Consider the following 21,598-nt stretch of genomic DNA (forward strand, 5'->3'; position numbering starts at 1 on the left):
TTCGGAGTTACCCGCAACCGGGCAGAGAATAATAAAACTACCTTCAGGTAGCTCCCGAACTGGTTGGATCGCTCAGCGAAAAAGTAGATCAGCGCTCAAAAAAATACGTTTGCTCTTGATCCCGGATGGGGATCGACAAAAACAGCGGTAAAGGGTCAACGGTCACCAAAAACAAAAACAGACCGCCCCTCAATAATAAAAAAAGAGCAGCGCAACGAAAATTAAAGGGGAGCTTCGGCTCCCCTTTGTGCTGTCTGGCGCTTGAGATTTCCACGGCCCTGTGTAGGAGCGAGCTTGCTCGCGAAGGTCGTCAACGATAACGCGCTCATTCTGGATCAACGCGACACTCTTGAGTTCTTCGCGAGCAAGCTCGCTCCTACAAGGGAATGAGTCAGGCCTTATTGCTACGCAACTCCTCAATGCTGATCTCGCGCATCCGGAATTTCTGGATCTTGCCCGTCACCGTCATCGGAAACTCCTCCACGAACTTGAAATGACGCGGTGTCTTGAAGTGCGCGATGCGCTCCTTGCACCAGGCTTGCAGCTCCTGCTCGGTGGCACTGTGACCGGGGTGGAACTTGATCCAGGCGACGATCTCTTCACCATAACGCGAGCAAGGAATGCCGATCACCTGCACATCGGCCACTGCCGGGTGGGTGAAGAAGAATTCCTCCAGTTCGCGCGGATAAATGTTCTCGCCGCCGCGGATGATCATGTCCTTGTTGCGCCCGGCAATGCACACGTAGCCCTCCTCATTCATGCTCGCCAGGTCACCGGTGTGCATCCAGCCGGCCTGGTCGATAGCTTCCGCAGTGCCTTGCGGGTTGTTCCAGTAGCCGAGCATCACACTGTAGCCGCGGGTACACAGCTCACCGATGGTGCCACGGGGCACCAGGTTGCCGGCCTCGTCGATGATCTTGCTTTCCAGCTGTGGCTGGGTACGGCCGACCGTGGTCACGCGCAATTCCAGATCGTCCGACGGACCGGTCTGCAACGACACCGGGCTGGTCTCGGTCATGCCGTAGGCAATCTGCACTTCGCTCATGTGCATTTCGCTGATGACCCGGCGCATGACCTCGATCGGACAGGTGGCACCGGCCATGATCCCGGTGCGCAGGCTCGACAGGTCGAAATCGGCGCGCTGGGGTTGATCGAGCATGGCGATGAACATGGTCGGCACGCCATACAGCGCGGTGGCCTGTTCTTCGGCGACGGTGCTGAGGGTCAGCAGCGGATCGAACGCGTCATTGGGGTAGATCATGGTGCTGCCGTGGGTGATGCAGCCGAGGTTGCCCATGACCATGCCAAAGCAGTGGTACAACGGCACCGGGATCACCAACCGGTCGCAGGCCGTAAGGCCCAGGCTTTCGCCGACCATGTAGCCATTATTGAGAATGTTGTAGTGGCTGAGGGTCGCGCCCTTGGGGAAGCCGGTGGTGCCGGAGGTGTACTGGATGTTCACCGCCTGATCGAAGTGCAGACTGTTTTGGCGCTCGTGCAATTGCTCGACCGATACGCTGCCCGCCAGCTCGCTCAGTTGCGACCATGGCAGGAAACCCGCCGGCGGCTGTGCATCCAGGCTGACGACCCCACGCAAATCCGGCAGGCGCTCGCTGTGCAATTTGCCGATGGCTTGCTCCGCCAGCTCCGGCACCAGGCCCTGCAGCATGGCGTGATAGTCGGAAGTCTTGAACGCCCCGGCACTGACCAACCACTGGCAGCCGGACTGTTTCAACACGTATTCGAGTTCGGAGCTGCGGTAGGCCGGGTTGATGTTGACCAGGATCACGCCGATTTTCGCCGTGGCAATCTGCGTGATGCACCACTGGGCGCAGTTTGGGGCCCAGATGCCCAGACGGTCGCCGGCCTGCAGGCCCAGCGCCAGCAGCGCCCTGGCCTGCAGGTCTGCCGCATCCGCCAGTTGCCGCCAGGTGTAGCGCAGCTGTTGATGGCGCACCACCAGCGCCTCCCCGTCCGGGTACTGCGCGACGGTATTGTCGAACGCCTGGCCGATGGTCATCGCCAGCAAGGCTTTGTCCTGGGAACCACGGGTGTAACTGCGTTGCGGGCTTGCACTGGGTTGATCCATGACGACCCCTATTGTCTTTATTAATGGGCTGCGAATGGTCCCCTGCAGGAGCTGGCTTGCCAGCGAAGAGGCCGGCACGTTCTACACTGATGTCGACAGATCCGACGCCTTCGCGGGCAAGCCCGCTCCTACAGGTTTCAATACCCCTACTCTCGCTCAAGTTGACGTTAACGTAAAGGGCGATTGACAGCCTTTCGTCACAGGTTTACGTTAACGTAAAGGTGAGAGCTGAAACACCGCCCTCCCCACCCTACAAAAAAGCCAAAAGGTGCCCCATGAGCTACCCATCCCTGAACTTTGCCCTCGGTGAAACCATCGACATGCTGCGCGATCAGGTCCAGTCCTTCGTCGCCAAAGAGATCGCCCCGCGCGCTGCTCAGATCGACATCGACAACCTGTTCCCCGCCGACCTGTGGCGCAAATTCGGCGACATGGGCCTGCTGGGCATTACCGTACCGGAAGAATACGGCGGTGCCGGCCTGGGTTACCTGGCGCACGTGGTCGCGATGGAAGAAATCAGCCGTGGCTCGGCCTCGGTGGCCCTGTCCTATGGCGCCCACTCCAACCTCTGCGTCAACCAGATCAACCGCAACGGCAACCACGAACAGAAAGCCAAATACCTGCCGAAGCTGATCAGCGGCGAACACATCGGCGCCCTGGCCATGAGCGAACCGAACGCCGGTTCCGACGTGGTCTCGATGAAACTGCGCGCCGACAAGCGTGGCGACAAGTACGTGCTCAACGGCAGCAAGACCTGGATCACCAACGGCCCGGATGCCAACACCTACGTGATCTACGCCAAGACCGACCTGGAAAAGGGCCCCCACGGCATCACCGCGTTCATCGTCGAGCGCGACTGGAAAGGCTTCAGCCGCAGCAACAAGTTCGACAAGCTGGGCATGCGCGGCTCGAATACCTGCGAGCTGTTCTTCGATGACGTCGAAGTGCCGGAGGAGAACATCCTCGGCGTGCTCAACGGCGGCGTGAAAGTGCTGATGAGCGGCCTCGACTACGAACGTGTCGTGCTGTCCGGCGGCCCGACCGGGATCATGCAGGCCTGCATGGACCTGATCGTGCCGTACATCCACGACCGCAAGCAGTTCGGCCAGAGCATCGGCGAGTTCCAACTGATCCAGGGCAAGGTCGCCGACATGTACACCCAGCTCAACGCCAGCCGCGCCTATCTCTATGCAGTTGCCCAGGCCTGCGAGCGCGGTGAAACCACCCGCAAGGACGCTGCCGGCGTGATCCTCTACAGCGCCGAACGCGCCACGCAAATGGCCCTCGACGCGATCCAGATTCTCGGCGGCAACGGCTATATCAACGAATTCCCGGCCGGTCGCCTGCTGCGTGACGCCAAGCTGTACGAAATCGGCGCCGGCACCAGTGAGATCCGTCGCATGCTGATCGGGCGTGAACTGTTTAACGAAACCCGCTAAACGGAGCTGTCCATGGCTATCCTGCATACCCAGCTCAACCCCCGTTCGGCGGAGTTCGCCGCCAACAGCGCGGCGATGCTTAAACAGGTCGACGCCCTGCACACCCTGCTGGCCCAAGTGGCGCAAGGTGGCGGCCCGAAAGCGCAAGAACGCCACACCTCCCGGGGCAAACTGCTGCCCCGCGAGCGCATCAACCGCTTGCTCGACCCGGGCTCGCCGTTTCTGGAAATCAGCCAGCTGGCGGCCTACGAGGTGTACGGCGAAGACGTGCCCGCCGCTGGCGTGATTGCCGGGATCGGCCGGGTGGAAGGCGTCGAATGCATGATCGTCGCCAACGATGCCACGGTAAAAGGTGGCTCGTACTACCCGCTGACGGTGAAAAAGCACCTGCGCGCCCAGACGATCGCCCAGCAAAACCGCCTGCCGTGCATCTACCTGGTGGACTCTGGAGGCGCCAACCTGCCGCGCCAGGACGAAGTGTTTCCAGACCGCGAGCACTTCGGCCGGATTTTCTTCAACCAGGCCAACATGAGCGCACAGGGCATCCCGCAGATTGCCGTGGTCATGGGCTCCTGCACCGCGGGCGGTGCCTACGTACCGGCCATGGCCGACGAGGCGATCATGGTGCGCGAGCAAGCGACGATCTTCCTCGCCGGCCCACCGCTGGTGAAGGCCGCGACGGGCGAAGTGGTCAGTGCCGAGGATCTTGGCGGGGCCGACGTGCACTGCAAGATTTCCGGTGTGGCCGACCATTACGCCGAAAGCGATGAACACGCCCTGGCCCTGGCCCGGCGCAGCGTCGCCAATCTCAACTGGCGCAAACAGGGTGAAGTGCAGCAACGCACCCCGATCGCCCCGCTCTATGCCAGCGACGAGCTGTACGGCGTGGTGCCGGCCGATGCCAAGCAACCGTTCGACGTGCGTGAAGTCATCGCGCGGCTGGTGGACGGTTCGGTGTTCGACGAATTCAAGGCCCTGTTCGGGACTACCTTGGTGTGCGGCTTTGCCTACCTGCACGGTTATCCGATCGCCATCCTCGCCAACAACGGCATCCTGTTCGCCGAAGCGGCACAGAAAGGCGCGCACTTCATCGAGCTGGCTTGCCAGCGCGGTATCCCGCTGCTGTTCCTGCAAAACATCACCGGCTTCATGGTCGGCCAGAAATACGAAGCCGGCGGCATCGCCAAGCACGGCGCGAAACTGGTGACCGCGGTGGCCTGCGCCAAGGTACCGAAGTTCACCGTGATCATCGGCGGCAGCTTCGGTGCCGGGAACTACGGCATGTGCGGCCGGGCCTACGATCCGCGCTTCCTGTGGATGTGGCCGAATGCGCGCATCGGTGTGATGGGTGCCGAACAGGCGGCCGGCGTGCTGGTGCAGGTCAAGCGCGAGCAGGCCGAACGTGCCGGCCACGGTTTCAGCGCCGAACAGGAAGCCGAGATCAAGCAACCGATCCTCGACCAGTATGAAGAGCAGGGTCACCCCTACTACTCCAGCGCGCGCCTGTGGGATGACGGCGTCATCGACCCGGCCCAGACCCGCGACGTGCTGGCACTGGCCTTGTCCGCGTCGTTGAACGCGCCAATCGAACCGAGCCGCTTCGGCGTGTTCCGGATGTGATCCGAACCTGTAGGAGCGAGCTTGCTCGCGAAGGACGAAAGGGCAACGCGTTTACCCGGTAAGCACGCGTTATCGTTGACGACCATCGCGAGCAAGCTCGCTCCTACAGGGACAGAGTTGTGGAGACGGATGAATATGAGCGACTTCAATACCCTCGAACTGCTGACCGACCCACGTGGTTTTGCCACGCTGTGGCTCAGCCGTGAAGAAAAGAACAACGCCTTCAACGCCGAGATGATCCGCGAACTGATCCTCGCCCTGGACAAGGTGGCCAGCGATGCCAGCCTGCGATTCCTGATCGTGCGCGGTCGTGGCAAGCATTTCAGCGCCGGTGCAGACCTCGCCTGGATGCAGCAATCGGCGGAACTCGACTACGCCACCAACCTCGACGACGCCCGGGAACTGGCGGAGCTGATGTACAACCTGGCCAAGCTGAAAATCCCGACCCTGGCGGTGGTGCAAGGTGCAGCCTTCGGCGGCGCGCTGGGCCTGATCAGTTGCTGCGACATGGCCATCGGCGCCGATGACGCACAGTTCTGCCTGTCGGAAGTGCGCATCGGCCTGGCGCCGGCGGTGATCAGCCCGTTCGTGGTGCAAGCCATCGGCGAACGCGCGACGCGGCGCTATGCCCTGACCGCCGAACGTTTCGGCGGGCAACGGGCACGGGAACTCGGCCTGCTGTCGGAGAGTTACCCAATCGCCGAGCTGGAACAGAAAATCCAGCAGTGGGTCGACAACCTGCTGCTCAACAGCCCGGCCGCCATGCGCGCCAGCAAGGACTTGCTGCGGGAAGTCGGCGACGGCTCGTTGACCCCGTCCCTGCGTCGCTACACCGAGAACGCCATCGCCCGCATCCGCGTCAGTCCCGAAGGCCAGGAAGGCCTGCGCGCCTTTCTGCAAAAACGTCCGCCGAGCTGGCAAGCTGCAACCACCACCAAGGAGCCGCGTTGATGAGCGCACCTGTCCTCACTACCCTGCTGGTGGCCAACCGCGGCGAAATCGCCTGCCGGGTGATGCGCACCGCCAAGGCCCTGGGCCTGACCACCGTGGCCGTGCACAGTGCCACCGACCGCGATGCCCGGCACAGCCGTGAAGCCGATATCCGCGTCGACCTCGGTGGCAGCAAGGCCGCCGACAGTTACCTGCAGATCGACAAACTGATCGCCGCCGCCAAGGCCAGCGGTGCCCAGGCGATACACCCCGGCTACGGCTTTTTGTCCGAGAACGCCGGGTTCGCCCGCGCCATCGAAGCCGCCGGCCTGATCTTCCTAGGTCCGCCCGCCTCGGCCATCGACGCCATGGGCAGCAAATCCGCGGCCAAGGCCTTGATGGAAACCGCCGGCGTGCCGTTGGTGCCGGGCTACCACGGTGAAGCCCAGGACCTCGAGACCTTCCGCGCCGCCTGCGAACGCATCGGCTATCCCGTGCTGCTCAAGGCCACGGCCGGCGGCGGCGGCAAGGGCATGAAGGTGGTCGAGGACGTCAGCCAGCTGGCCGAAGCCCTGGCCTCGGCGCAACGCGAAGCACAATCGTCGTTCGGCGATTCGCGGATGCTGGTGGAGAAGTACCTGCTCAAACCCCGTCACGTGGAGATCCAGGTGTTCGCCGATCAACACGGCAATTGCCTGTACCTCAACGAGCGCGACTGCTCGATCCAGCGTCGGCACCAGAAAGTCGTCGAAGAAGCACCAGCGCCAGGCCTGAGCCCCGAACTGCGCCGCGCCATGGGTGAGGCGGCCGTGCGTTCGGCGCAGGCCATCGGTTATGTCGGAGCCGGCACCGTGGAATTCCTGCTCGATGCCCGCGGCGAGTTCTTCTTCATGGAGATGAACACGCGCCTGCAAGTCGAACACCCGGTGACCGAAGCCATCACCGGCCTCGACCTGGTGGCCTGGCAGATCCGCGTAGCCCGTGGCGAAGCCTTGCCGATGACCCAGGATCAGGTGCCGCTGAACGGTCACGCGATTGAAGTGCGCTTGTACGCCGAAGATCCGGGCAATGACTTTTTGCCCGCGACCGGTCGCCTGGAGCTGTATCGCGAATCCGCGCCGGGGACGGGCCGCCGGGTGGACAGCGGCGTTGAAGAAGGGGATGAGATTTCGCCGTTCTACGACCCGATGCTCGGCAAGCTGATTGCCTGGGGTGAAGACCGCGAACAGGCGCGCTTGCGCCTGCTGAGCATGCTCGATGAATTCGCCATCGGTGGGCTCAAGACCAACATCAACTTCCTGCGGCGAATCATCGCCCACCCGGCGTTTGCCCAGGCCGAACTGGATACCGGGTTCATTCCGCGTTATCAGGAACAACTGCTGCCACAGCCCGCGGCGCTCAGCGACGAATTCTGGCAAGCCGCTGGCCAGGCCTTTGCCCAGAGCCTGCACAGCACGTCGCGTGTCGATGACCCGAGCTCGCCATGGGCGATCGGCAACGGCCTGCGCGCCGGCTTGCCCGCGCAAATCACCCTGCACCTGAGTTGCGAGGGCCAGGACCGCGCCTTGACCCTGGGCAACCCGCAGTCCCATAGCGCACGACTCACCGGCGAGCAATTGCTGACCGAACACGACGGCGTGCGCCGCCAGCACCGGGCGATCCGCCGGGGTGACTACCTGTACCTGCAATGGGAAGGCGAGCTGCGCCGCATCGAGACCTACGACCCGATCACGGCCGTTGAAGCCAGTCACAGCCATCACGGCGGCCTCACCGCGCCCATGAATGGCAGCATCGTGCGCGTGCTGGTGGAGGCCGGGCAAACGGTCGAAGCCGGGGCGCAACTGGTGGTGCTGGAGGCCATGAAGATGGAGCACAGCATCCGCGCGCCCCACGCCGGTGTGGTCAAGGCGCTGTATTGCCAGGAAGGCGAGATGGTCAGCGAAGGCAGTGCGCTGGTCGAACTGGAAGAAGCCTGACAGCCAGGCCGGCCGTGCGCATGGCGCGGGCCGGCCGGGCTAGAACTTCACGGTGGCCTGGACCACCACGCCGATGATTCGGCATTCTTCGCTGAACAGGCTTTTCGGGTATGTTGGATTGAGCGGGACCAGGTAACGCTGCCCGCCCTCTTCGCTCAACTTGCGGAAAATCGCCTCGCTGCTGTCAGGCCATTGCGCGATCACCAGTTTGCCCGGCACCGCTTCCACATCCGGGTCCACCAGGATCAACATGCCCTCGGCCACGCTGGGGCCACTGGGTGCGGTCATCGCATCACCCACCACGGTCAACCAGAACGCCGCGCCTCGGGCGTGGTAGTCGGACAGTTCGAAACGGTACGGCGCCTGCTCTCCATCGCGCACCTGCGCGGTGTCCCGCCAGTCACTGACCGGGTAGCGAAAGTACGGGTTGTACTTTTGCGTCAGGCAAACCTCATCATCCTGTTCGTGCGCAGGCTCGCGAATCACCAGCGCCACTTCGAGAAAGTCCAGGCCCAGCGCCTGCAGGACTCGATTCATGTCGTCGATGCCGGGCTGACGGCGTTTGGTCAACCAATGCCCGATGCCGCCCTGGGACATCCCGAGGCGGTCGGCGAGTATTTCCTGAGTGATCTTGAGTTCACTCATCTTGGCCTTGACCAATTCTATCCATTTATCCATGTGCGGCACGATACGTGGCGGCCCTCGCCCGGCAAAACACAAAATGTATTATTAATACTATTGTCACAAATACGTAACGTATTAGGATGAGATCACGGACCTGAATTTATCACGGAGCTCGCCTTGATCATGAATCCACCCAGCAACGACTTGCCCGACGTGCAAATCGATACGTCCCTCCACACTCCCCAGGGCTCTGCCGCCGCACAGCGCGCGCTGGATTATTACTTGAAACCAGCTGTTGCAGAGGAAGGCGTGCAGGAGCATTGGTTTGACGTAAACCGTAACATCAGCATCGAGGAAGCCCTGGTGCATGCTTCCGGGCTGCTACGTTGCGCCGCCGCCACTGCCTACGAGTCAGCCAGTCACCTGCACGGTGCGCATCGGGACCTGGCGCTTTCGACCGTGCACATGATCGACATGGCAAAGGCAATGTTGAACCGCTCCCTGGAGGGTGGCAGGAATGGCTAGCAGGTAGGTGCCGAACAGAAGGACAGGAAAGAGTTTTCCTGACGCGCAGACAAAATCGTTTGACTTGCAAACGAGAATGATTATTATTGCATCAGCTGGTCGCGAGATCAGTCGATGGACCAGGTGACCTTAGGTCGGTCTCCTGGACTATCTCCTCATCAGGCTAATCACGGTTTTTGACCCGGCTTTTTGCCGGGTCTTTTTTTGCCAGTTTTCTGGCTTATGGCTTCAGGCTAATGAAGTCTTGATGTGTCGCAAATTCGATGGCGCGGATCATATCAAAAGAACATCAGTTGGCAAGAGAAGCCTTGTGGCATTGGGGCAAAGTAATGGCAAATAGCACTTGAGAATCAATCGCATAATCTCTAAGCTGCGACGGCGTCAGGGAGGACGCCCCCCCCCTTCAGGCCATCAATACACGGCTATATGCGAGTCCGCACGCGGCTCGGTCCCGCCACACAACACACCGCTTTCAGGGTCGCGCAGGATGATCTGTCCACGCCCGTAACTCGTGCGATCGCACACCACCTGCACTTCGTGCCCGCGCCGTGCCAGTGCCGCCGCCATGTCTCGCGAAGCGTCCTGCTCGATGCCCACCTTCATTTCGCCCAACCACTGCCAGCGCGGTGCATCCAGGGCCGCTTGTGGGTTCAGCCCGAAATCCACCAGGTTCATGACCATCTGCACATGCCCCTGCGGCTGCATGTAGCCGCCCATCACGCCGAAAGGTCCCAGCGCCTCACCGTTCTTGCTGAGAAACCCGGGAATGATGGTGTGGAAGGTCTTTTTCCCGGGTGCCAGGCAATTGGCGTGAGCGGGATCAAGACTGAACTCCTCACCGCGGTTTTGCAGGGCGATGCCGCTGTCCGGCAACACCACGCCGGAACCGAAACCGTGATAATTGCTCTGGATGAATGAAACCATGTTGCCGTCGGCGTCGGCGGTGGCCAGGTAGACGGTGCCACTGGCATGGGGGTCTCCCGGTTGTGGTGCCACCGCGCGTTCACCGATCTGTGCCCGGCGATGGCTGGCGTAGGCTTCGCTCAGCAGGTCGTCCACGGCGACCCGCATGTGCTGCGGGTCTGTGATGTAGTGCAGGCCATCGCTGTAGGCGAGTTTCATGGCTTCGAGCTGACGGTGCCAGGTCTGTTGGCTGTCACGGTGGTCGAAATCGAAACCCTCGAGAATCTTCAGCGTCATCAGGGCCACGAGTCCCTGGCCGCTCGGTGGAATCTCCCAGACGTCGACGCCGCGGTAGTTGACCTTGATCGGCTCGACCCACTGGGCGCGGTAGTCTTGCAAATCACTGGCGCGCAGATAGCCGCCCGTGGCGCGCGAATGGGCATCCAGGCGTTGCGCCAGCGCCCCGCGATAAAAGCTTTCGCAACCGGTGGCCGCCAGTTCACTCAAGGTGCGGGCTTGCGCCGGGTTGCGGAACAGTTCACCTGCGCGCGGTGCGCGGCCATCAATCAGAAAGGTTTCGAACCAGCTTTCCAGCACCTCGTTACGATCCGGGGTGAAGTCTTCCAGCGCGGTTTGCCACTGCAGCGCAACCACCGGCGACACTGGAAACCCATCCCGCGCCAGGCTGATCGCTGGCTGCAACACATCAGCAAAGGGCAGGCGACCGAAACGCGTGGACAACTCTGCCCAGGCGGATGGACAGCCCGGCACGGTCACGGGCGTCCAGCCATGCAACGGCATCTTTTCATGACCGGCCGCCCTCACCGCCTCGATGCTCAGACCCTGCGGGGCCGCACCGTTGGCGTTCAGACCGTGCAGCTTGTTTTGCGTCCAGACCAACGCGAAGGCGTCGCCGCCGATCCCGCAACCGGTGGGTTCGACCACCGTCAGGGCCGCGGCCGTGGCGATGGCGGCATCGATGGCATTGCCACCGCGACGCATCATTTCAATCCCGGCTTCGGCGGCCAATGGCTGCGACGCGGCGACCATGCCGCGTTTGGCGAAGACACTTTGACGTTGTGAGGCGTAGGGGTACTCATGGGCAGAAAAATTGAACATGGCAGGACTCACACAAATTTGTTTGATGGACTCAAAGCACGCGGCTCAGAAAGGCACGGGTGCGGGCATGCCTGGGCTGGCTGAAGATCTGTTCAGGCGGCCCCTGCTCGATCAGCTCACCTTGATCGAGCACCACCACCCGGTCGGCCACTTCCCGGGCAAAACCCATTTCGTGGGTGACCACGACCATGGTCATGCCCTCCTCGGCCAGCTCCTTCATCACTTGCAAGACTTCGCCCACCGTCTCCGGGTCCAGGGCGCTGGTGGGCTCGTCGAACAACATCGCCTGGGGTTTCATGGCCAGCGCCCGGGCAATGGCCACCCGCTGCTGCTGACCACCGGACAACATCGACGGATAGTGATCGGCCTTTTCCGCCAACCCGACGCGCTTGAGCAGCGCCCTCGCCTGTTCCAGCGCCGCCGTGCGCGACACACCGAGCACCTGGATCGGCGCTTCGATGATGTTTTCCAGGGCCGTCATGTGCGGGAACAGGTTGAAACGCTGAAACACCATGCCGATGTCCCGGCGCTGGCGGGCAATGTTGCGTTCCGAGTCCCGGGCCAGGCTGCCATCGGCCCGGGTGCGGTAGCCCATGGGCCGACCGCCGACGCGGATCTGCCCGGATTGAATCTCTTCCAGCAGATTGATGCAGCGGATAAAGGTGGTTTTGCCGGAACCGGAAGCGCCGATCAGCACCACCACTTCACCGCGTTTCACTTGCAGTGAAATGCCCTTGAGAATTTCCAGGTCACCGAAAGACTTGTGAATATCCAGCGCCTCGATGACCAGCTCTTCACTCATGCGCGCCATCTCAACGCCCCCTCAACAGTTTCATGGTGTTGCGGCCGAACATCCGGCTGGCAGCCGGTGCCGGACGATCAGACTGGCCGAAACGTTGTTCCAGCCAGCGCTGGAAAAAGCCCCACAACGTGGTCAATGCCAGGAAGTAGATGGCCACGACCAGGTACAGCTCGAACACCCGGAACGTCGCCGAGGTCACCATTTGTGTACTGAGCAGCAATTCCTGCACCCCGATGACGCTGACGAGCGTGGTGTTTTTCAGCATCACGTTGAACTCGTTGCCCAGCGGCGGCACGATCACCCGGAACGCCTGGGGCAGGACGATGCGCCGCATCAACTTGGCAAAGGTCATGCCCAGGGATCGCCCGGCTTCGTATTGGCCCTTGTCCACCGCACCGATGCCGGCGCGGATGATCTCCGCCATGTACGCGCCTTCATTCAGGCCCAGGGCGATGATCGCCGCCTGGATGTTGCCCGGCACGATGAACCAGCCGAGGTCCAGGTCTTCGAAGCGGAATATCCCCCCTGCCGCCAATGCCGTGTACAGAAACACGATCTGCACCAGCAACGGCGTGCCGCGCATCAGCCAGACATAAAAGCGCACCGGGTACTGCAACAGCGGATTACTCGACAGCTTCATCAACGCCGCGATCAGCCCCAGCACGCAACCGAGCAACATCGCCGACACGCTGATCAGGCAGGTCAGCCACAGCCCCGTCAGGTAGACATCGCTGGGCTGCAACAGGTACTGCCAGAACACATCCCAATTGAAATTCATCCGGTCTGCCCTCAGTCCAGTTTGTCGCTGTCGACGTGCCATTTACTGAGGAGCGCGGCGTAACTGCCGTCGGCGCGCATGCCTTGCAGGACTTCGGTCAAGGCCACGGTCAGCTGCGGATCGCTTTTGCGCACGCCGAAACCGGTGAGGATGCGATTGAACGCCGGCACCGCCGACTGGAACAGGTCAGGGGCGAGTTGCTGGTAATGCCCGGCGGATTCGACCGTGGTGCCGAAGGCATCCACCTGATTGATGCGCAAGGCCTGGAACGCATCGGCGTCGACGTTGTACACCACCAGTTTCATCGGCGCCTTGCCAGCCGCTTCGAGTTTTTCGTTTTCCTTGCCCAACAGTACCCGGATGGTCGAACCGTTGCTGACCGCCACCTTCAATCCGGACAGATCTTCCAGGCTGTTCACCGCTTTGGGGTTGCCCTTGGGCACCACGATGGATTGGCTGGAATACATGAAGTTGACGATGTCGATCACCTCGCGGCGTTCGGGCTTGTCGAACAGCTGATCGACGATCATGTCGCACTGCTGCGCCAGCAGCGCCGGGATCAGCCCGGCGAAAGGCGAGATGCGCCACTCGACCTTCTTGTCACCCAGGCGCTGGGCAATCGCTTCGCCCATGTCGACCTGCAGCCCCACCGGTTTTTGCTTCACGTCGAACGACACCAACGGAGGGGAATCCATGCCGGAGCAATAGACGATCTTCTCGCTCTTGCTCAATCGCTCGGGTAACTCGGGGGCGGCGAACGCCCACTGCGAACACAGACTCAAGGTGAACACGGCAACTAACGCGCAAGGCTTGTGCATGGGCATGACTCCAGTGGGCTGCAACGGTGTCCCCTGCAGGAGCTGGCTTGCCAGCGATTGGCGCTTGAGTCTTGCTTCGCTCATTCGGCCGCCTTCGCCGGCAAGCCGGCTCCTACAGGGGGGTGTGGTATCTGCTTTATTGGTGGGCTTCGAGAAACTGAATCAGTCGCGGAATGGTGCCTTCGATGTGTTCGCACACCACCGCGGCCGCCTTGTCCGGATCGCCCGAACGCAGTGCGGCAATGATCGAGGCGTGCTCGTCCCGGGCGCTGCGGGGTTTGTCGGCGTGTTGCAGCCACAGGCGCATGTGCGGTTCGATCACCGAATACAGTGCCGATATCTGGCGCATCAGGCGCGGCCGTTCACTCAGGCTGCACAGGTATTCATGGAAGGCCCGATGGCGGCTGACCCACTCGGCGCCGTCCTCCCGGTAATCGTCCATCTCGTCGAGCAGGCGCTCAAGATGGCTGAAATGGCGCTCGCTGAGTTTCGTCACGGCGACCCGGATGGCCAGGCCTTCAAGGGCGCTGCGCATCTCGAAGACTTCCCGCATCTCCTCGATGTTCAGGCCGCGCACGATCGCGCCGCGATTGGGCCGCAACGTCACCAGGCCATCGGCATCCAGGCGACGGAAGGCCTCGCGCACCGGCATGCGGCTCATGCCGATTTCCCCGGCGATGTCCTCGGCAATCAGGCGCTCACCAGTGCGGTAACGGCCTTTACAGATCGCCTCCAGGAGAAAGTTGTAGGCCTCCTCTTCGGCGGTGACGGGTTGGCGCTCGGTGTAGGCAGGGGCGAATTTCATCGGTGCACCTTTTGTATTTTTGTATCCAATTATCCATATATCCAAAAAAGCACATTGCATGCCAAGTTACGTGCCGCATGTGCAGGTATCTGATTGGATTGATGTATTGGTCTACAGGAAGGCTCGGCTTCAGCCCGGTACGTCGCAGCAGGCGAGTTGAAATGCCCCAAGATGTCACCTTACGGCCACAATAAGGTGCGTGTGGTAACACGACAGAAATGCAAACCGCAGCACGCCGGGTGAAACGTTTTATCCGCGCTGCTAACCCTCTAAGCTTGCGTGTAAAGTAGCCGCCATAAAAATCTCAATCAGGAACCCTGACCGTGGCCAAATCCTCGCTCGAAATCACTGCCAACTTCGACAGCGGCAACATCCAGGTCATCGATGTCAGCGACCCGCTCAAGCCCCTGCTGGCCATCCGCCCCGACACCAAGAGCAACCATTTCCAGTGGTTCCACTTCAAGGCCAGCGGCCTGCATGTCGGCCAGGACCATTGGTTTCGCCTGAACAATGCCAGCCAGTCCTCCTACAACAAGGCCTGGACCGGTTATCAAGCCGTAGCGTCCTACGACCACGTCAACTGGTTCCGCGTGCCGACCATCTTCGAGGGCGACTGCCTGCGCTTCAGCCTCGAAGCTGAACAGACCCACGCCTGGTTCGCCTACTTCGAACCCTACAGCCGGGGGCGTCATGACTGGTTGATCGAGCAGGCGCTGACCAAGGCCGGCACCGAACTGCTGGCCACCGGCAAGAGTGTCGAAGGTCGCGACATCCAGCTGCTGCGCAAAGGCACCGGTGCCGAAGGCCAGCGCAAGGTGTGGATCATTGCCCAGCAACATCCCGGCGAACACATGGCCGAGTGGTTCATGGAGGGCGTGATCGAGCGCCTGGAAAAACACGACGACCCGGTGCTGAACAAACTGCTGGCCAGCGCCGACCTGTACCTGGTGCCGAACATGAACCCGGACGGTGCCTTCCACGGTCACCTGCGCACCAATGCCATGGGCCAGGACCTGAACCGCGCCTGGCAGAGCGCCAGCCAGGAGATCAGCCCGGAAGTCTTTTTCGTCCAGCAACAGATGGAACAGTACGGCGTCGACCTGTTCCTCGACGTCCACGGTGACGAGGAAATCCCCCACGTGTTCACCGCCGGTTGCGAAGGTAACCCAGGCTACACGCCGCGCATCGAAAAACTCGAAGAGCACTTCCGCAGCCACCTGAAACACACCACCAAGGACTTCCAGACCAAACACGGCTACACCCGCGACGAACCGGGCCAGGCCAACATGACCCTGGCGTGCAACAGCGTTGGCCAGAAGTACGACTGCCTGTCGCTGACCCTGGAAATGCCGTTCAAGGATCATGATGATCATCCGAACCCGTTGACGGGGTGGTCGGGGAAGCGGTCGAAGCAGTTGGGGAAGGATGTGCTGGCAACAGTGGCGGATATAATTGGCGAACTTCGCTAAATTATAATACGGCAGATCTAACATGACTCACATCGTGTTAGATCTCTCCATCAAGGACGTGCCAAAATAGAATCCGATTTCTGCGACTCGTACCCATTGACTATTGATTTTATCGAATACCATCTCAGCGCAGCAGGCGCATCAACAGTAAGTGTCGTCGCTCCAGTCTCTCCAAGATTGATACCTGGGTAAGGGTCAGAGCGTGTCACTCGATATTTTTGTGCTCCCTCCACCGCATTCCAGCCAAAGGTAATCGTATTTTGCGTTGAACTTATTTTTTTGAATCCTGTTGGCGCTGGGGGCCGAAAGTTTTCTCCCGGCTCGGGGCGTCCACAGTAGTAAGCCATATTACCAGTTTAACTATCGATCTGCTGCCCTCTTAAATATTGACCTTCCGGGCATGCAAAGGGGTGTTTGACAGGGTGCACGCTCGTATTGGGAATTCGCATAGCCGTCCACTCCTTAGCCAGTCCTACGCAAGTCATTACAAGTCTAACGTTCCCGGTATTATTCAGGCCGAAACTTGCCTGAACCTTATTTTCTGGACACATCGTACTATTTGTTTCGTAAGGTAAAGTAATTCTTTCAGCTAATCGCGAATGCAAGCCAGCACCTTGATATTGTGGCAGTGCACATCCAATGTAGAGCTTTTTGCGGCCTTCTTCGTACTTTTCTCCAGCCATTACAAAACTCGTTCCATCGCTTTGGCATGAAGCTTCGACTACATAAAAGGGTATCCACCAGATCGGACCGCGCCAGTCTCTTATTTGGTTCGGCTCCGCCTGGACGTTGGAATTTTTCGATAACAATGGAAGGGACACCGCTTGGTTAACAGATGGGCCGGATGAACAAGCTACCGCCAAGGTTGATATTGCAATGACAGATAATGAGCTTTTAAAACGTTGCATACCATTGAAGCGATTAAATACCACCATGGTTGCTCCCCCTTTAAACTTGTTAAATACCAATAGCCATCTGGCACGCCCAAAAACAGCTAAAAATATTTGATCAGCTTTTCCAGAAGAAAGAACCTGTAAGAAATGACAGTTTTCTAGAAATCAAAATACCATATCGCTATAAAAAACCGATTTTGCACATTAAACCCGTTTTCTCAATCTCGAAATATATCCCTCGTGTAAATGCGAACATACCAGGCAGCGCGCTCAGAATGGGGCGCTGCCCGACTTCTCAACTCCGGTCTTTTCCCATCAGCATACTTTGCAGTACACCATCGCGCCGCACCCAACCATGGAACAACGCCGCCGCCAGATGCAGCAGCACGGTCAGGAACAGCAGATACGCCAGATACCCGTGGGCCTTGCGCAGGAACGCGAACACCTGCGCATTCGGCGGCACGATCGATGGTAATTGCAATGAACCGCTGAGCATCACCGGCTCGCCCGACGCCGAGATCATCGCCCAGCCCAACAACGGCAATACCAGCATCAAGGCATACAGCAAGACGTGCGATGCCTTGGCCGCCAGCACTTGCCAACCCGGGAGGTCGGCCGGCAGCGGGGGTTGTTGGGTAGAGAAGCGCACCGCCAGGCGCACGATCACCAGCAGCAGGATGGCGACTCCCAACGGCTTGTGCAGGTGAATCAGCCATTCATGACGCTCGGACACCGAAGAGACCATGCCGGCGCCAATAAACAGCATGGCCATAACCATGAGTGCCATCAGCCAGTGCAGCAGGCGTGCCAGAGGGGCGAAATGCTTCGGTTGAGTGCTCATTGCTGGGCCTCCTGTTTGGCGGCGGGCAACTGGCTGACTTCGCTGGTGCGACGCAGGTAGGAATTGGAATAACCGGCCGAGCGAGCGGCGAGCAATGGGTCGTCGGAACCTTCGATCCCGGCAGGCAACACCAGCGGGTCGTAGTTGATGTCACGGCATTCGCCGTTGAGTTGCGGCTGGGTGCTTTCAAGGACCAATGTCCCCGCGTTCAACACTTTGCGCCCCTCTGGCCAGGCCTTGCTCGCGTCGTTGACCGGATCGCCGGGGTTGGCCAGGGTGATGTTCAACTGCCAACGCAACGGCCCTGCGGCGATGCGCTGAACCAGATCCTTCTCCAGGAAATCGGTGCCCGCAGGCGCCGTAGCGCCCGGCGCATCCTGGGCCACCGGCACCATGCTCCAGCGCACGGCTTGCCGTTGTCCTGCGGCGTTAACCAGGTAAAACGCGTTGACGCTGTTGTAGGTTTCGGTCACGTAACTGGCCGAAGGTTTGGCGGTCTTGATCCAGGCCAGGAACGGTCCGGCCTCCGGATGTGATCCGAAGAACGCAGGTACCGCGGCAGGGTCCGGTTTGCCCGTCGCGGGAACCGGTGATTGGGCTTGCTGCAACTGATAGAACGCCTCGGGCGTGCCCACCGGAAATACCGGCATGCTGTTCATCCCGGTGCGCCACTGCTGGCCGTTGGCCTGGGTGAAACGCAAGGCCATGCTGCGGATAGGCACCGCGCTGTCTGGTGCATAAGGGTTGCCCGCGGGCAAGGCAAAACGACCGACCACGGGCGTGCGTGCCTGATTGAACACCTGCGCGCTGGAATAGCTACGCGCCTCACCACTGCTCTCGAAATGGCCGATCACGCACACGCCTTTGGAGTGGTTGCGCCGGAACCCCGGATGCACACCGTTGTTGGTTTCCAGCACATTGATCAGCTTTTTCGGGGTCAGGCGCTGTGGGTCAAGGGTGCCGTTGACGTAGGCAAACGCCCCAGCCACTGCGGCGACGACCACGGCAATGCCGGCCAGGCGCAGCACCAGGCTCGCGCCACTCAAGGGTGGCCGGGTTGGCGGTGTTGATCGATCTACCATGAAAGACTCCAGGGCCATCGGCCACAAGTGAGAAGAATCAAGCAGACGAACCCCACGAGGGTTTATTCCATCGCGCGGTATTTATTTTTTCAGTCGTGGAATAACCTCGAGTGCCGGGCGTCTTCCTAGTCCAAAGCGTAGTGACTAGTCAGAACTTCATGAACGAGATCGACGAACAACTGAGAGAAATCATTCCCCGATTGCGGCGGTTTGCCCTGTCGTTGACGCGCAACCCCAGCAGCGCCGACGATCTGGTGCAGTCCTGCCTTGAGCGGGCGCTGTCGAGTTGGGGCGGCAGGCGCGTCGAAGGCGACTTGCGCGCCTGGTTGTTCTCGATTCTGTATCGACAGTTTCTCGATGCTCACCGCCGTACCCGACGCTATGCCCGAATGCTCGAATTCTTTACCGGACGCGACGATGCGCAGCCTTCCGTGGAGCGCACCGTGATCGCCCAATCGACCCTCGACGCCTTCGATCGACTGCCCACCGAACAGCGGGCGCTGCTGCTGTGGGTGTCGGTGGAAGGCCTGAGTTACAAAGAGGTCGCCGAGATTCTCGACGTCCCCACCGGCACCGTGATGTCCCGCCTGTCCCGGGCTCGCCGGGCCCTGCGCCAACTCAGCGATGGCGAAATCAACCGCCCTTCCCTGCGGAGACTCAAATGATCAGCATGCCCCCCAGTGAGCGCGACCTGCACGCATACGTCGACCATCAGCTCGGCGAGGAAGACCGGCGCCTGGTGGAGACCTTTCTGGCCAGTAACCCACAGGTAGCGGCGCAGGTTCGCGGTTGGCAGCAAGACGCCCAGCACCTGCGCGCGGCCCTCGGTGCCGCCTTGCAGCAGCCGGCCAATCCCGACCTTGATCCGGCCGTCATTCGCCAACGCATGAAGCGCCAGTCCCGTCGCCACCTGGCCAGCGCCGCAGTGTTGTTGATCGCGGTCAGTGTCGGCGGGTTCGGCGGCTGGCAGGCGCGGGAAGTTACTCTCGTCAGCACCCAGCTACCGATGACCGACGCCCTGCAGGCCTATCGCCTGATTGCCCAGCAAGGCCTCTTGCCGGCCGACTACAAGGCCGGCGACGAAGGTGACATGCAGGGCTGGCTCGACCGTTATTTCACCCAGGCCAATCGCCTGCCTGACTTGTCGGGCGCGGGATTCAAACCGGCCAGCGGGCGCTTGCTCAGCACCGAGCAGGGACCTGCGGCGATGGTGGTCTACGAGAACCAGGGCGGGCAGAAGATCAGCTTTTACGTGCGCCCGCCTGGGCCGAAGAACTACCTGCTGCCGAGGGGCAGTCGTAGCGATGGCGGTTTGCAGGCCGAGTACTGGTCGGGTAGCGGTTATAACTATGCGATGGTCAGCCCGGTGGATACGCCGGCGGCGCAGATGCTCAGGCAGACCGAGTTCTGACCACACCACAAATCCCTGTAGGAGCTGGCTTGCCAGCGAAGGCGTCCTTCCTGTCAACAACGATGCCGCCTGATCCACCGCTTTCGCTGGCAAGCCAGTTCCTACAGGGGTCGCATGGCGGTTTAGAAATCGCGTTTGTAGAAGATGTCCAGCGAACTGGCGGCTTCCAGGTAAACCTGCGATGGTCAGCCCGGCGGATACGCCGGCGGCGCAGATGCTCAGGCAGACCGAGTTCTGACCACACCACAAATCCCTGTAGGAGCTGGCTTGCCAGCGAAGGCGTCCTTCCCGTCAACAACGATGCCGCCTGATCCACCGCTTTCGCTGGCAAGCCAGCTCCTACAGGGGTTGCGTGGCGGTTTAGAAATCGCGTTTGTAGAAGATGTCCAGCGAACTGGCGGCTTCCAGGTAAACATGCGATGGTCAGCCCGGCGGACACGCCGGCGGCGCAGATGCTCAGGCAGACGGTGCAATTCTGACTACACCATAAATCCCTGTAGGAGCTGGCTTGCCAGCGAAGGCGTCCTTCCTGTCAACAACGATGCCGCCTGATCCACCGCTTTCGCTGGCAAGCCAGCTCCTACAGGGGTTGCGTGGCGGTTTAGAAATCCCGTTTGTAGAAGATGTCCCGCGAGCCACCGGCGGCTTCCAGGTAAACCTGCGATGGTCAGCCCGGCGGATACGCCGGCGGCGCAGATGCTCAGGCAGACGGTAAAATTCTGAGCACACCACAAATCCCTGTAGGAGCTGGCTTGCCAGCGAAGGCGTCCTTCCCGTCAACCGCGATGTTGCCTGATTCACCGCTTTCGCTGGCAAGCCAGCTCCTACAAGGGGGTTGCATGGCGGTTTAGAAATCGCGTTTGTAGAAGATGTCCAGCGAACTGGCCACGCCACCGGCGGATTCCAGGTAAACATGCGATGGTCAGCCCGGCGGATACGCCGGCGGCGCAGATGCTCAGGCAGACCGAGTTCTGACTACACCATAAATCCCTGTAGGAGCTGGCTTGCCAGCGAAGGCGTCCTTCCCGTCAACAACGATGCTGCCCGATCCACCGCTTTCGCTGGCAAGCCAGCTCCTACAGGGTTGCGTGGCGGTTTAGAAATCGCGCTTGTAGAAGATGTCCAGCGAACTGGCGGCTTCCAGGTAAACATGCGATGGTCAGCCCGGCGGATACGCTGGCGGCGCAGATGCTCAGGCAGACCGAGTTCTGACCACACCACAAATCCCTGTAGGAGCTGGCTTGCCAGCGAAGGCGTCCTTCCCGTCAACAACGATGCTGGCTGATCCACCGCTTTCGCTGGCAAGCCAGCTCCTACAGGGGTTGCGTGGCGGTTCAGAAATCCCGTTTGTAGAAGATGTCCAGCGAACTGGCGGCTTCCAGGTAAACATGCGATGGTCAGCCCGGCGGATACGCCGGCGGCGCAGATGCTCAGGCAAACGGTGCAATTCTGACTACACCACAAATCCCTGTAG

The 21,598-nt window shown here is 60.7% G+C and carries 19 protein-coding genes and 4 pseudogenes; 13 read left to right on the forward strand and 10 right to left on the reverse strand.

The annotated features are described in order from the left end of the window. Positions 1-391 precede the first annotated feature (391 nt). A complete protein-coding gene (locus tag ACM6I6_RS28240) occupies positions 392-2,089 on the reverse strand; it encodes an AMP-binding protein (RefSeq protein WP_414921067.1) in 1,698 nt (565 codons plus the stop codon). A gap of 275 nt (positions 2,090-2,364) precedes the next feature. Here ACM6I6_RS28240 and ACM6I6_RS28245 point away from each other — a divergent pair, with 275 nt between their 5' ends. From ACM6I6_RS28245 to ACM6I6_RS28260, 4 genes are all read left to right on the forward strand, one after another. Next, positions 2,365-3,528: an isovaleryl-CoA dehydrogenase gene (locus ACM6I6_RS28245; RefSeq protein ID WP_056724068.1), complete on the forward strand. Its 1,164-nt coding sequence runs from the start codon at positions 2,365-2,367 to the stop codon at positions 3,526-3,528. Positions 3,529-3,540: 12 nt separating this feature from the next. Beyond that, positions 3,541-5,148, forward strand: coding sequence for a carboxyl transferase domain-containing protein (locus ACM6I6_RS28250; RefSeq protein WP_414921068.1), 1,608 nt, complete (start codon positions 3,541-3,543; stop codon positions 5,146-5,148). 135 nt (positions 5,149-5,283) lie between these two features. Further along, positions 5,284-6,099: a gamma-carboxygeranoyl-CoA hydratase gene (locus ACM6I6_RS28255; RefSeq protein ID WP_414921069.1), complete on the forward strand. Its 816-nt coding sequence runs from the start codon at positions 5,284-5,286 to the stop codon at positions 6,097-6,099. Then, positions 6,099-8,054: an acetyl/propionyl/methylcrotonyl-CoA carboxylase subunit alpha gene (locus ACM6I6_RS28260; protein WP_414921070.1), complete on the forward strand. Its 1,956-nt coding sequence runs from the start codon at positions 6,099-6,101 to the stop codon at positions 8,052-8,054. Before ACM6I6_RS28255 ends, ACM6I6_RS28260 begins: the two co-directional genes overlap by 1 nt. A 39-nt stretch (positions 8,055-8,093) precedes the next feature. On the opposite strand, the gene ACM6I6_RS28265 is transcribed toward ACM6I6_RS28260, so the two are convergent. Continuing rightward, complete coding sequence (locus ACM6I6_RS28265) at positions 8,094-8,732, reverse strand: LexA family protein (RefSeq protein ID WP_274076562.1); 639 nt, start codon at positions 8,730-8,732, stop codon at positions 8,094-8,096. Between the two features lie 129 nt (positions 8,733-8,861). Here ACM6I6_RS28265 and ACM6I6_RS28270 point away from each other — a divergent pair, with 129 nt between their 5' ends. Then, positions 8,862-9,203 (forward strand): DUF6124 family protein, encoded by a 342-nt coding sequence (locus tag ACM6I6_RS28270; RefSeq protein ID WP_274076563.1) that lies wholly within the window; start codon positions 8,862-8,864, stop codon positions 9,201-9,203. A gap of 411 nt (positions 9,204-9,614) precedes the next feature. Here the strand turns inward: ACM6I6_RS28270 and ACM6I6_RS28275 are convergent, their stop codons facing one another. The 5 genes from ACM6I6_RS28275 to ACM6I6_RS28295 form a co-directional block, all read right to left on the reverse strand. After that, on the reverse strand, positions 9,615-11,225 hold the full coding sequence (locus ACM6I6_RS28275) for a gamma-glutamyltransferase family protein (RefSeq protein WP_414921071.1): 1,611 nt from the start codon (positions 11,223-11,225) through the stop codon (positions 9,615-9,617). Positions 11,226-11,256: 31 nt separating this feature from the next. Further along, positions 11,257-12,036: an amino acid ABC transporter ATP-binding protein gene (locus ACM6I6_RS28280; protein WP_274076565.1), complete on the reverse strand. Its 780-nt coding sequence runs from the start codon at positions 12,034-12,036 to the stop codon at positions 11,257-11,259. A gap of 1 nt (position 12,037) precedes the next feature. After that, positions 12,038-12,805 carry an amino acid ABC transporter permease gene (locus ACM6I6_RS28285; RefSeq protein WP_274076566.1) on the reverse strand — a complete coding sequence of 256 codons (768 nt, stop codon included), beginning with the start codon at positions 12,803-12,805 and terminating at the stop codon, positions 12,038-12,040. 11 nt (positions 12,806-12,816) lie between these two features. Further along, entirely contained in the window at positions 12,817-13,623 is an 807-nt protein-coding gene (locus ACM6I6_RS28290) for an ABC transporter substrate-binding protein (RefSeq protein WP_274076575.1), read from the reverse strand. Positions 13,624-13,759: 136 nt separating this feature from the next. Beyond that, positions 13,760-14,428 carry a GntR family transcriptional regulator gene (locus ACM6I6_RS28295; RefSeq protein ID WP_414921072.1) on the reverse strand — a complete coding sequence of 223 codons (669 nt, stop codon included), beginning with the start codon at positions 14,426-14,428 and terminating at the stop codon, positions 13,760-13,762. A gap of 317 nt (positions 14,429-14,745) precedes the next feature. On the opposite strand from ACM6I6_RS28295, the gene ACM6I6_RS28300 reads away from it, so the two are divergent. Beyond that, the gene (locus ACM6I6_RS28300) at positions 14,746-15,897 is read left to right on the forward strand and encodes a M14-type cytosolic carboxypeptidase (protein WP_274076576.1); all 1,152 of its coding nucleotides are present in this window, start codon (positions 14,746-14,748) and stop codon (positions 15,895-15,897) included. A gap of 356 nt (positions 15,898-16,253) precedes the next feature. Here the strand turns inward: ACM6I6_RS28300 and ACM6I6_RS28305 are convergent, their stop codons facing one another. The 3 genes from ACM6I6_RS28305 to ACM6I6_RS28315 all read right to left on the reverse strand — a co-directional run bounded on the left by ACM6I6_RS28305 (position 16,254) and on the right by ACM6I6_RS28315 (position 18,713). After that, positions 16,254-16,832, reverse strand: a complete 579-nt coding sequence (locus tag ACM6I6_RS28305) for a hypothetical protein (protein WP_414921073.1) — start codon at positions 16,830-16,832, stop codon at positions 16,254-16,256. 253 nt (positions 16,833-17,085) lie between these two features. Further along, complete coding sequence (locus ACM6I6_RS28310; RefSeq protein ID WP_414921074.1) at positions 17,086-17,631, reverse strand: cytochrome b; 546 nt, start codon at positions 17,629-17,631, stop codon at positions 17,086-17,088. Further along, a complete protein-coding gene (locus ACM6I6_RS28315) occupies positions 17,628-18,713 on the reverse strand; it encodes a catalase family peroxidase (RefSeq protein WP_414921075.1) in 1,086 nt (361 codons plus the stop codon). The genes ACM6I6_RS28310 and ACM6I6_RS28315 overlap by 4 nt, the downstream gene beginning before the upstream one ends. Positions 18,714-18,871: 158 nt before the next feature. On the opposite strand from ACM6I6_RS28315, the gene ACM6I6_RS28320 reads away from it, so the two are divergent. The 7 genes and pseudogenes from ACM6I6_RS28320 to ACM6I6_RS28350 all read left to right on the forward strand — a co-directional run. Continuing rightward, positions 18,872-19,378, forward strand: coding sequence for an RNA polymerase sigma factor (locus ACM6I6_RS28320; protein ID WP_414921076.1), 507 nt, complete (start codon positions 18,872-18,874; stop codon positions 19,376-19,378). Beyond that, positions 19,375-20,124 (forward strand): anti-sigma factor family protein, encoded by a 750-nt coding sequence (locus ACM6I6_RS28325; protein ID WP_414921077.1) that lies wholly within the window; start codon positions 19,375-19,377, stop codon positions 20,122-20,124. Before ACM6I6_RS28320 ends, ACM6I6_RS28325 begins: the two co-directional genes overlap by 4 nt. 148 nt (positions 20,125-20,272) lie before the next feature. Continuing rightward, a pseudogene (locus tag ACM6I6_RS28330) lies at positions 20,273-20,362 on the forward strand (hypothetical protein); the annotation flags it as partial. Between the two features lie 148 nt (positions 20,363-20,510). Further along, positions 20,511-20,603, forward strand: a pseudogene (locus ACM6I6_RS28335) (anti-sigma factor); the annotation flags it as partial. Positions 20,604-21,021: 418 nt separating this feature from the next. Beyond that, a pseudogene (locus ACM6I6_RS28340) lies at positions 21,022-21,099 on the forward strand (hypothetical protein); the annotation flags it as partial. A gap of 72 nt (positions 21,100-21,171) precedes the next feature. After that, a complete protein-coding gene (locus tag ACM6I6_RS28345) occupies positions 21,172-21,336 on the forward strand; it encodes a hypothetical protein (protein ID WP_414921145.1) in 165 nt (54 codons plus the stop codon). Positions 21,337-21,484: 148 nt separating this feature from the next. Beyond that, positions 21,485-21,577: pseudogene (locus tag ACM6I6_RS28350) on the forward strand (anti-sigma factor); the annotation flags it as partial. Positions 21,578-21,598 lie beyond the last annotated feature (21 nt).

The organism is Pseudomonas sp. IT-P218 (assembly GCF_949767605.1).
Classification (GTDB): domain Bacteria; phylum Pseudomonadota; class Gammaproteobacteria; order Pseudomonadales; family Pseudomonadaceae; genus Aquipseudomonas; species Aquipseudomonas putida_AE.

Coding starts and splice junctions, on each gene's coding strand:
- ACM6I6_RS28255 (WP_414921069.1), top strand. CDS start 5,284: ATGAGCGACTTCAATACCCTCGAACTGCTGACCGACCCACGTGGTTTT.
- ACM6I6_RS28245 (WP_056724068.1), top strand. CDS start 2,365: ATGAGCTACCCATCCCTGAACTTTGCCCTCGGTGAAACCATCGACATG.
- ACM6I6_RS28320 (WP_414921076.1), top strand. CDS start 18,872: ATGAACGAGATCGACGAACAACTGAGAGAAATCATTCCCCGATTGCGG.
- ACM6I6_RS28310 (WP_414921074.1), bottom strand. CDS start 17,631: ATGAGCACTCAACCGAAGCATTTCGCCCCTCTGGCACGCCTGCTGCAC.
- ACM6I6_RS28315 (WP_414921075.1), bottom strand. CDS start 18,713: ATGGTAGATCGATCAACACCGCCAACCCGGCCACCCTTGAGTGGCGCG.
- ACM6I6_RS28325 (WP_414921077.1), top strand. CDS start 19,375: ATGATCAGCATGCCCCCCAGTGAGCGCGACCTGCACGCATACGTCGAC.
- ACM6I6_RS28270 (WP_274076563.1), top strand. CDS start 8,862: ATGAATCCACCCAGCAACGACTTGCCCGACGTGCAAATCGATACGTCC.
- ACM6I6_RS28260 (WP_414921070.1), top strand. CDS start 6,099: ATGAGCGCACCTGTCCTCACTACCCTGCTGGTGGCCAACCGCGGCGAA.
- ACM6I6_RS28240 (WP_414921067.1), bottom strand. CDS start 2,089: ATGGATCAACCCAGTGCAAGCCCGCAACGCAGTTACACCCGTGGTTCC.
- ACM6I6_RS28250 (WP_414921068.1), top strand. CDS start 3,541: ATGGCTATCCTGCATACCCAGCTCAACCCCCGTTCGGCGGAGTTCGCC.
- ACM6I6_RS28290 (WP_274076575.1), bottom strand. CDS start 13,623: ATGCACAAGCCTTGCGCGTTAGTTGCCGTGTTCACCTTGAGTCTGTGT.
- ACM6I6_RS28305 (WP_414921073.1), bottom strand. CDS start 16,832: ATGGTGGTATTTAATCGCTTCAATGGTATGCAACGTTTTAAAAGCTCA.
- ACM6I6_RS28275 (WP_414921071.1), bottom strand. CDS start 11,225: ATGTTCAATTTTTCTGCCCATGAGTACCCCTACGCCTCACAACGTCAA.
- ACM6I6_RS28295 (WP_414921072.1), bottom strand. CDS start 14,428: ATGAAATTCGCCCCTGCCTACACCGAGCGCCAACCCGTCACCGCCGAA.
- ACM6I6_RS28285 (WP_274076566.1), bottom strand. CDS start 12,805: ATGAATTTCAATTGGGATGTGTTCTGGCAGTACCTGTTGCAGCCCAGC.
- ACM6I6_RS28265 (WP_274076562.1), bottom strand. CDS start 8,732: ATGGATAAATGGATAGAATTGGTCAAGGCCAAGATGAGTGAACTCAAG.
- ACM6I6_RS28280 (WP_274076565.1), bottom strand. CDS start 12,036: ATGGCGCGCATGAGTGAAGAGCTGGTCATCGAGGCGCTGGATATTCAC.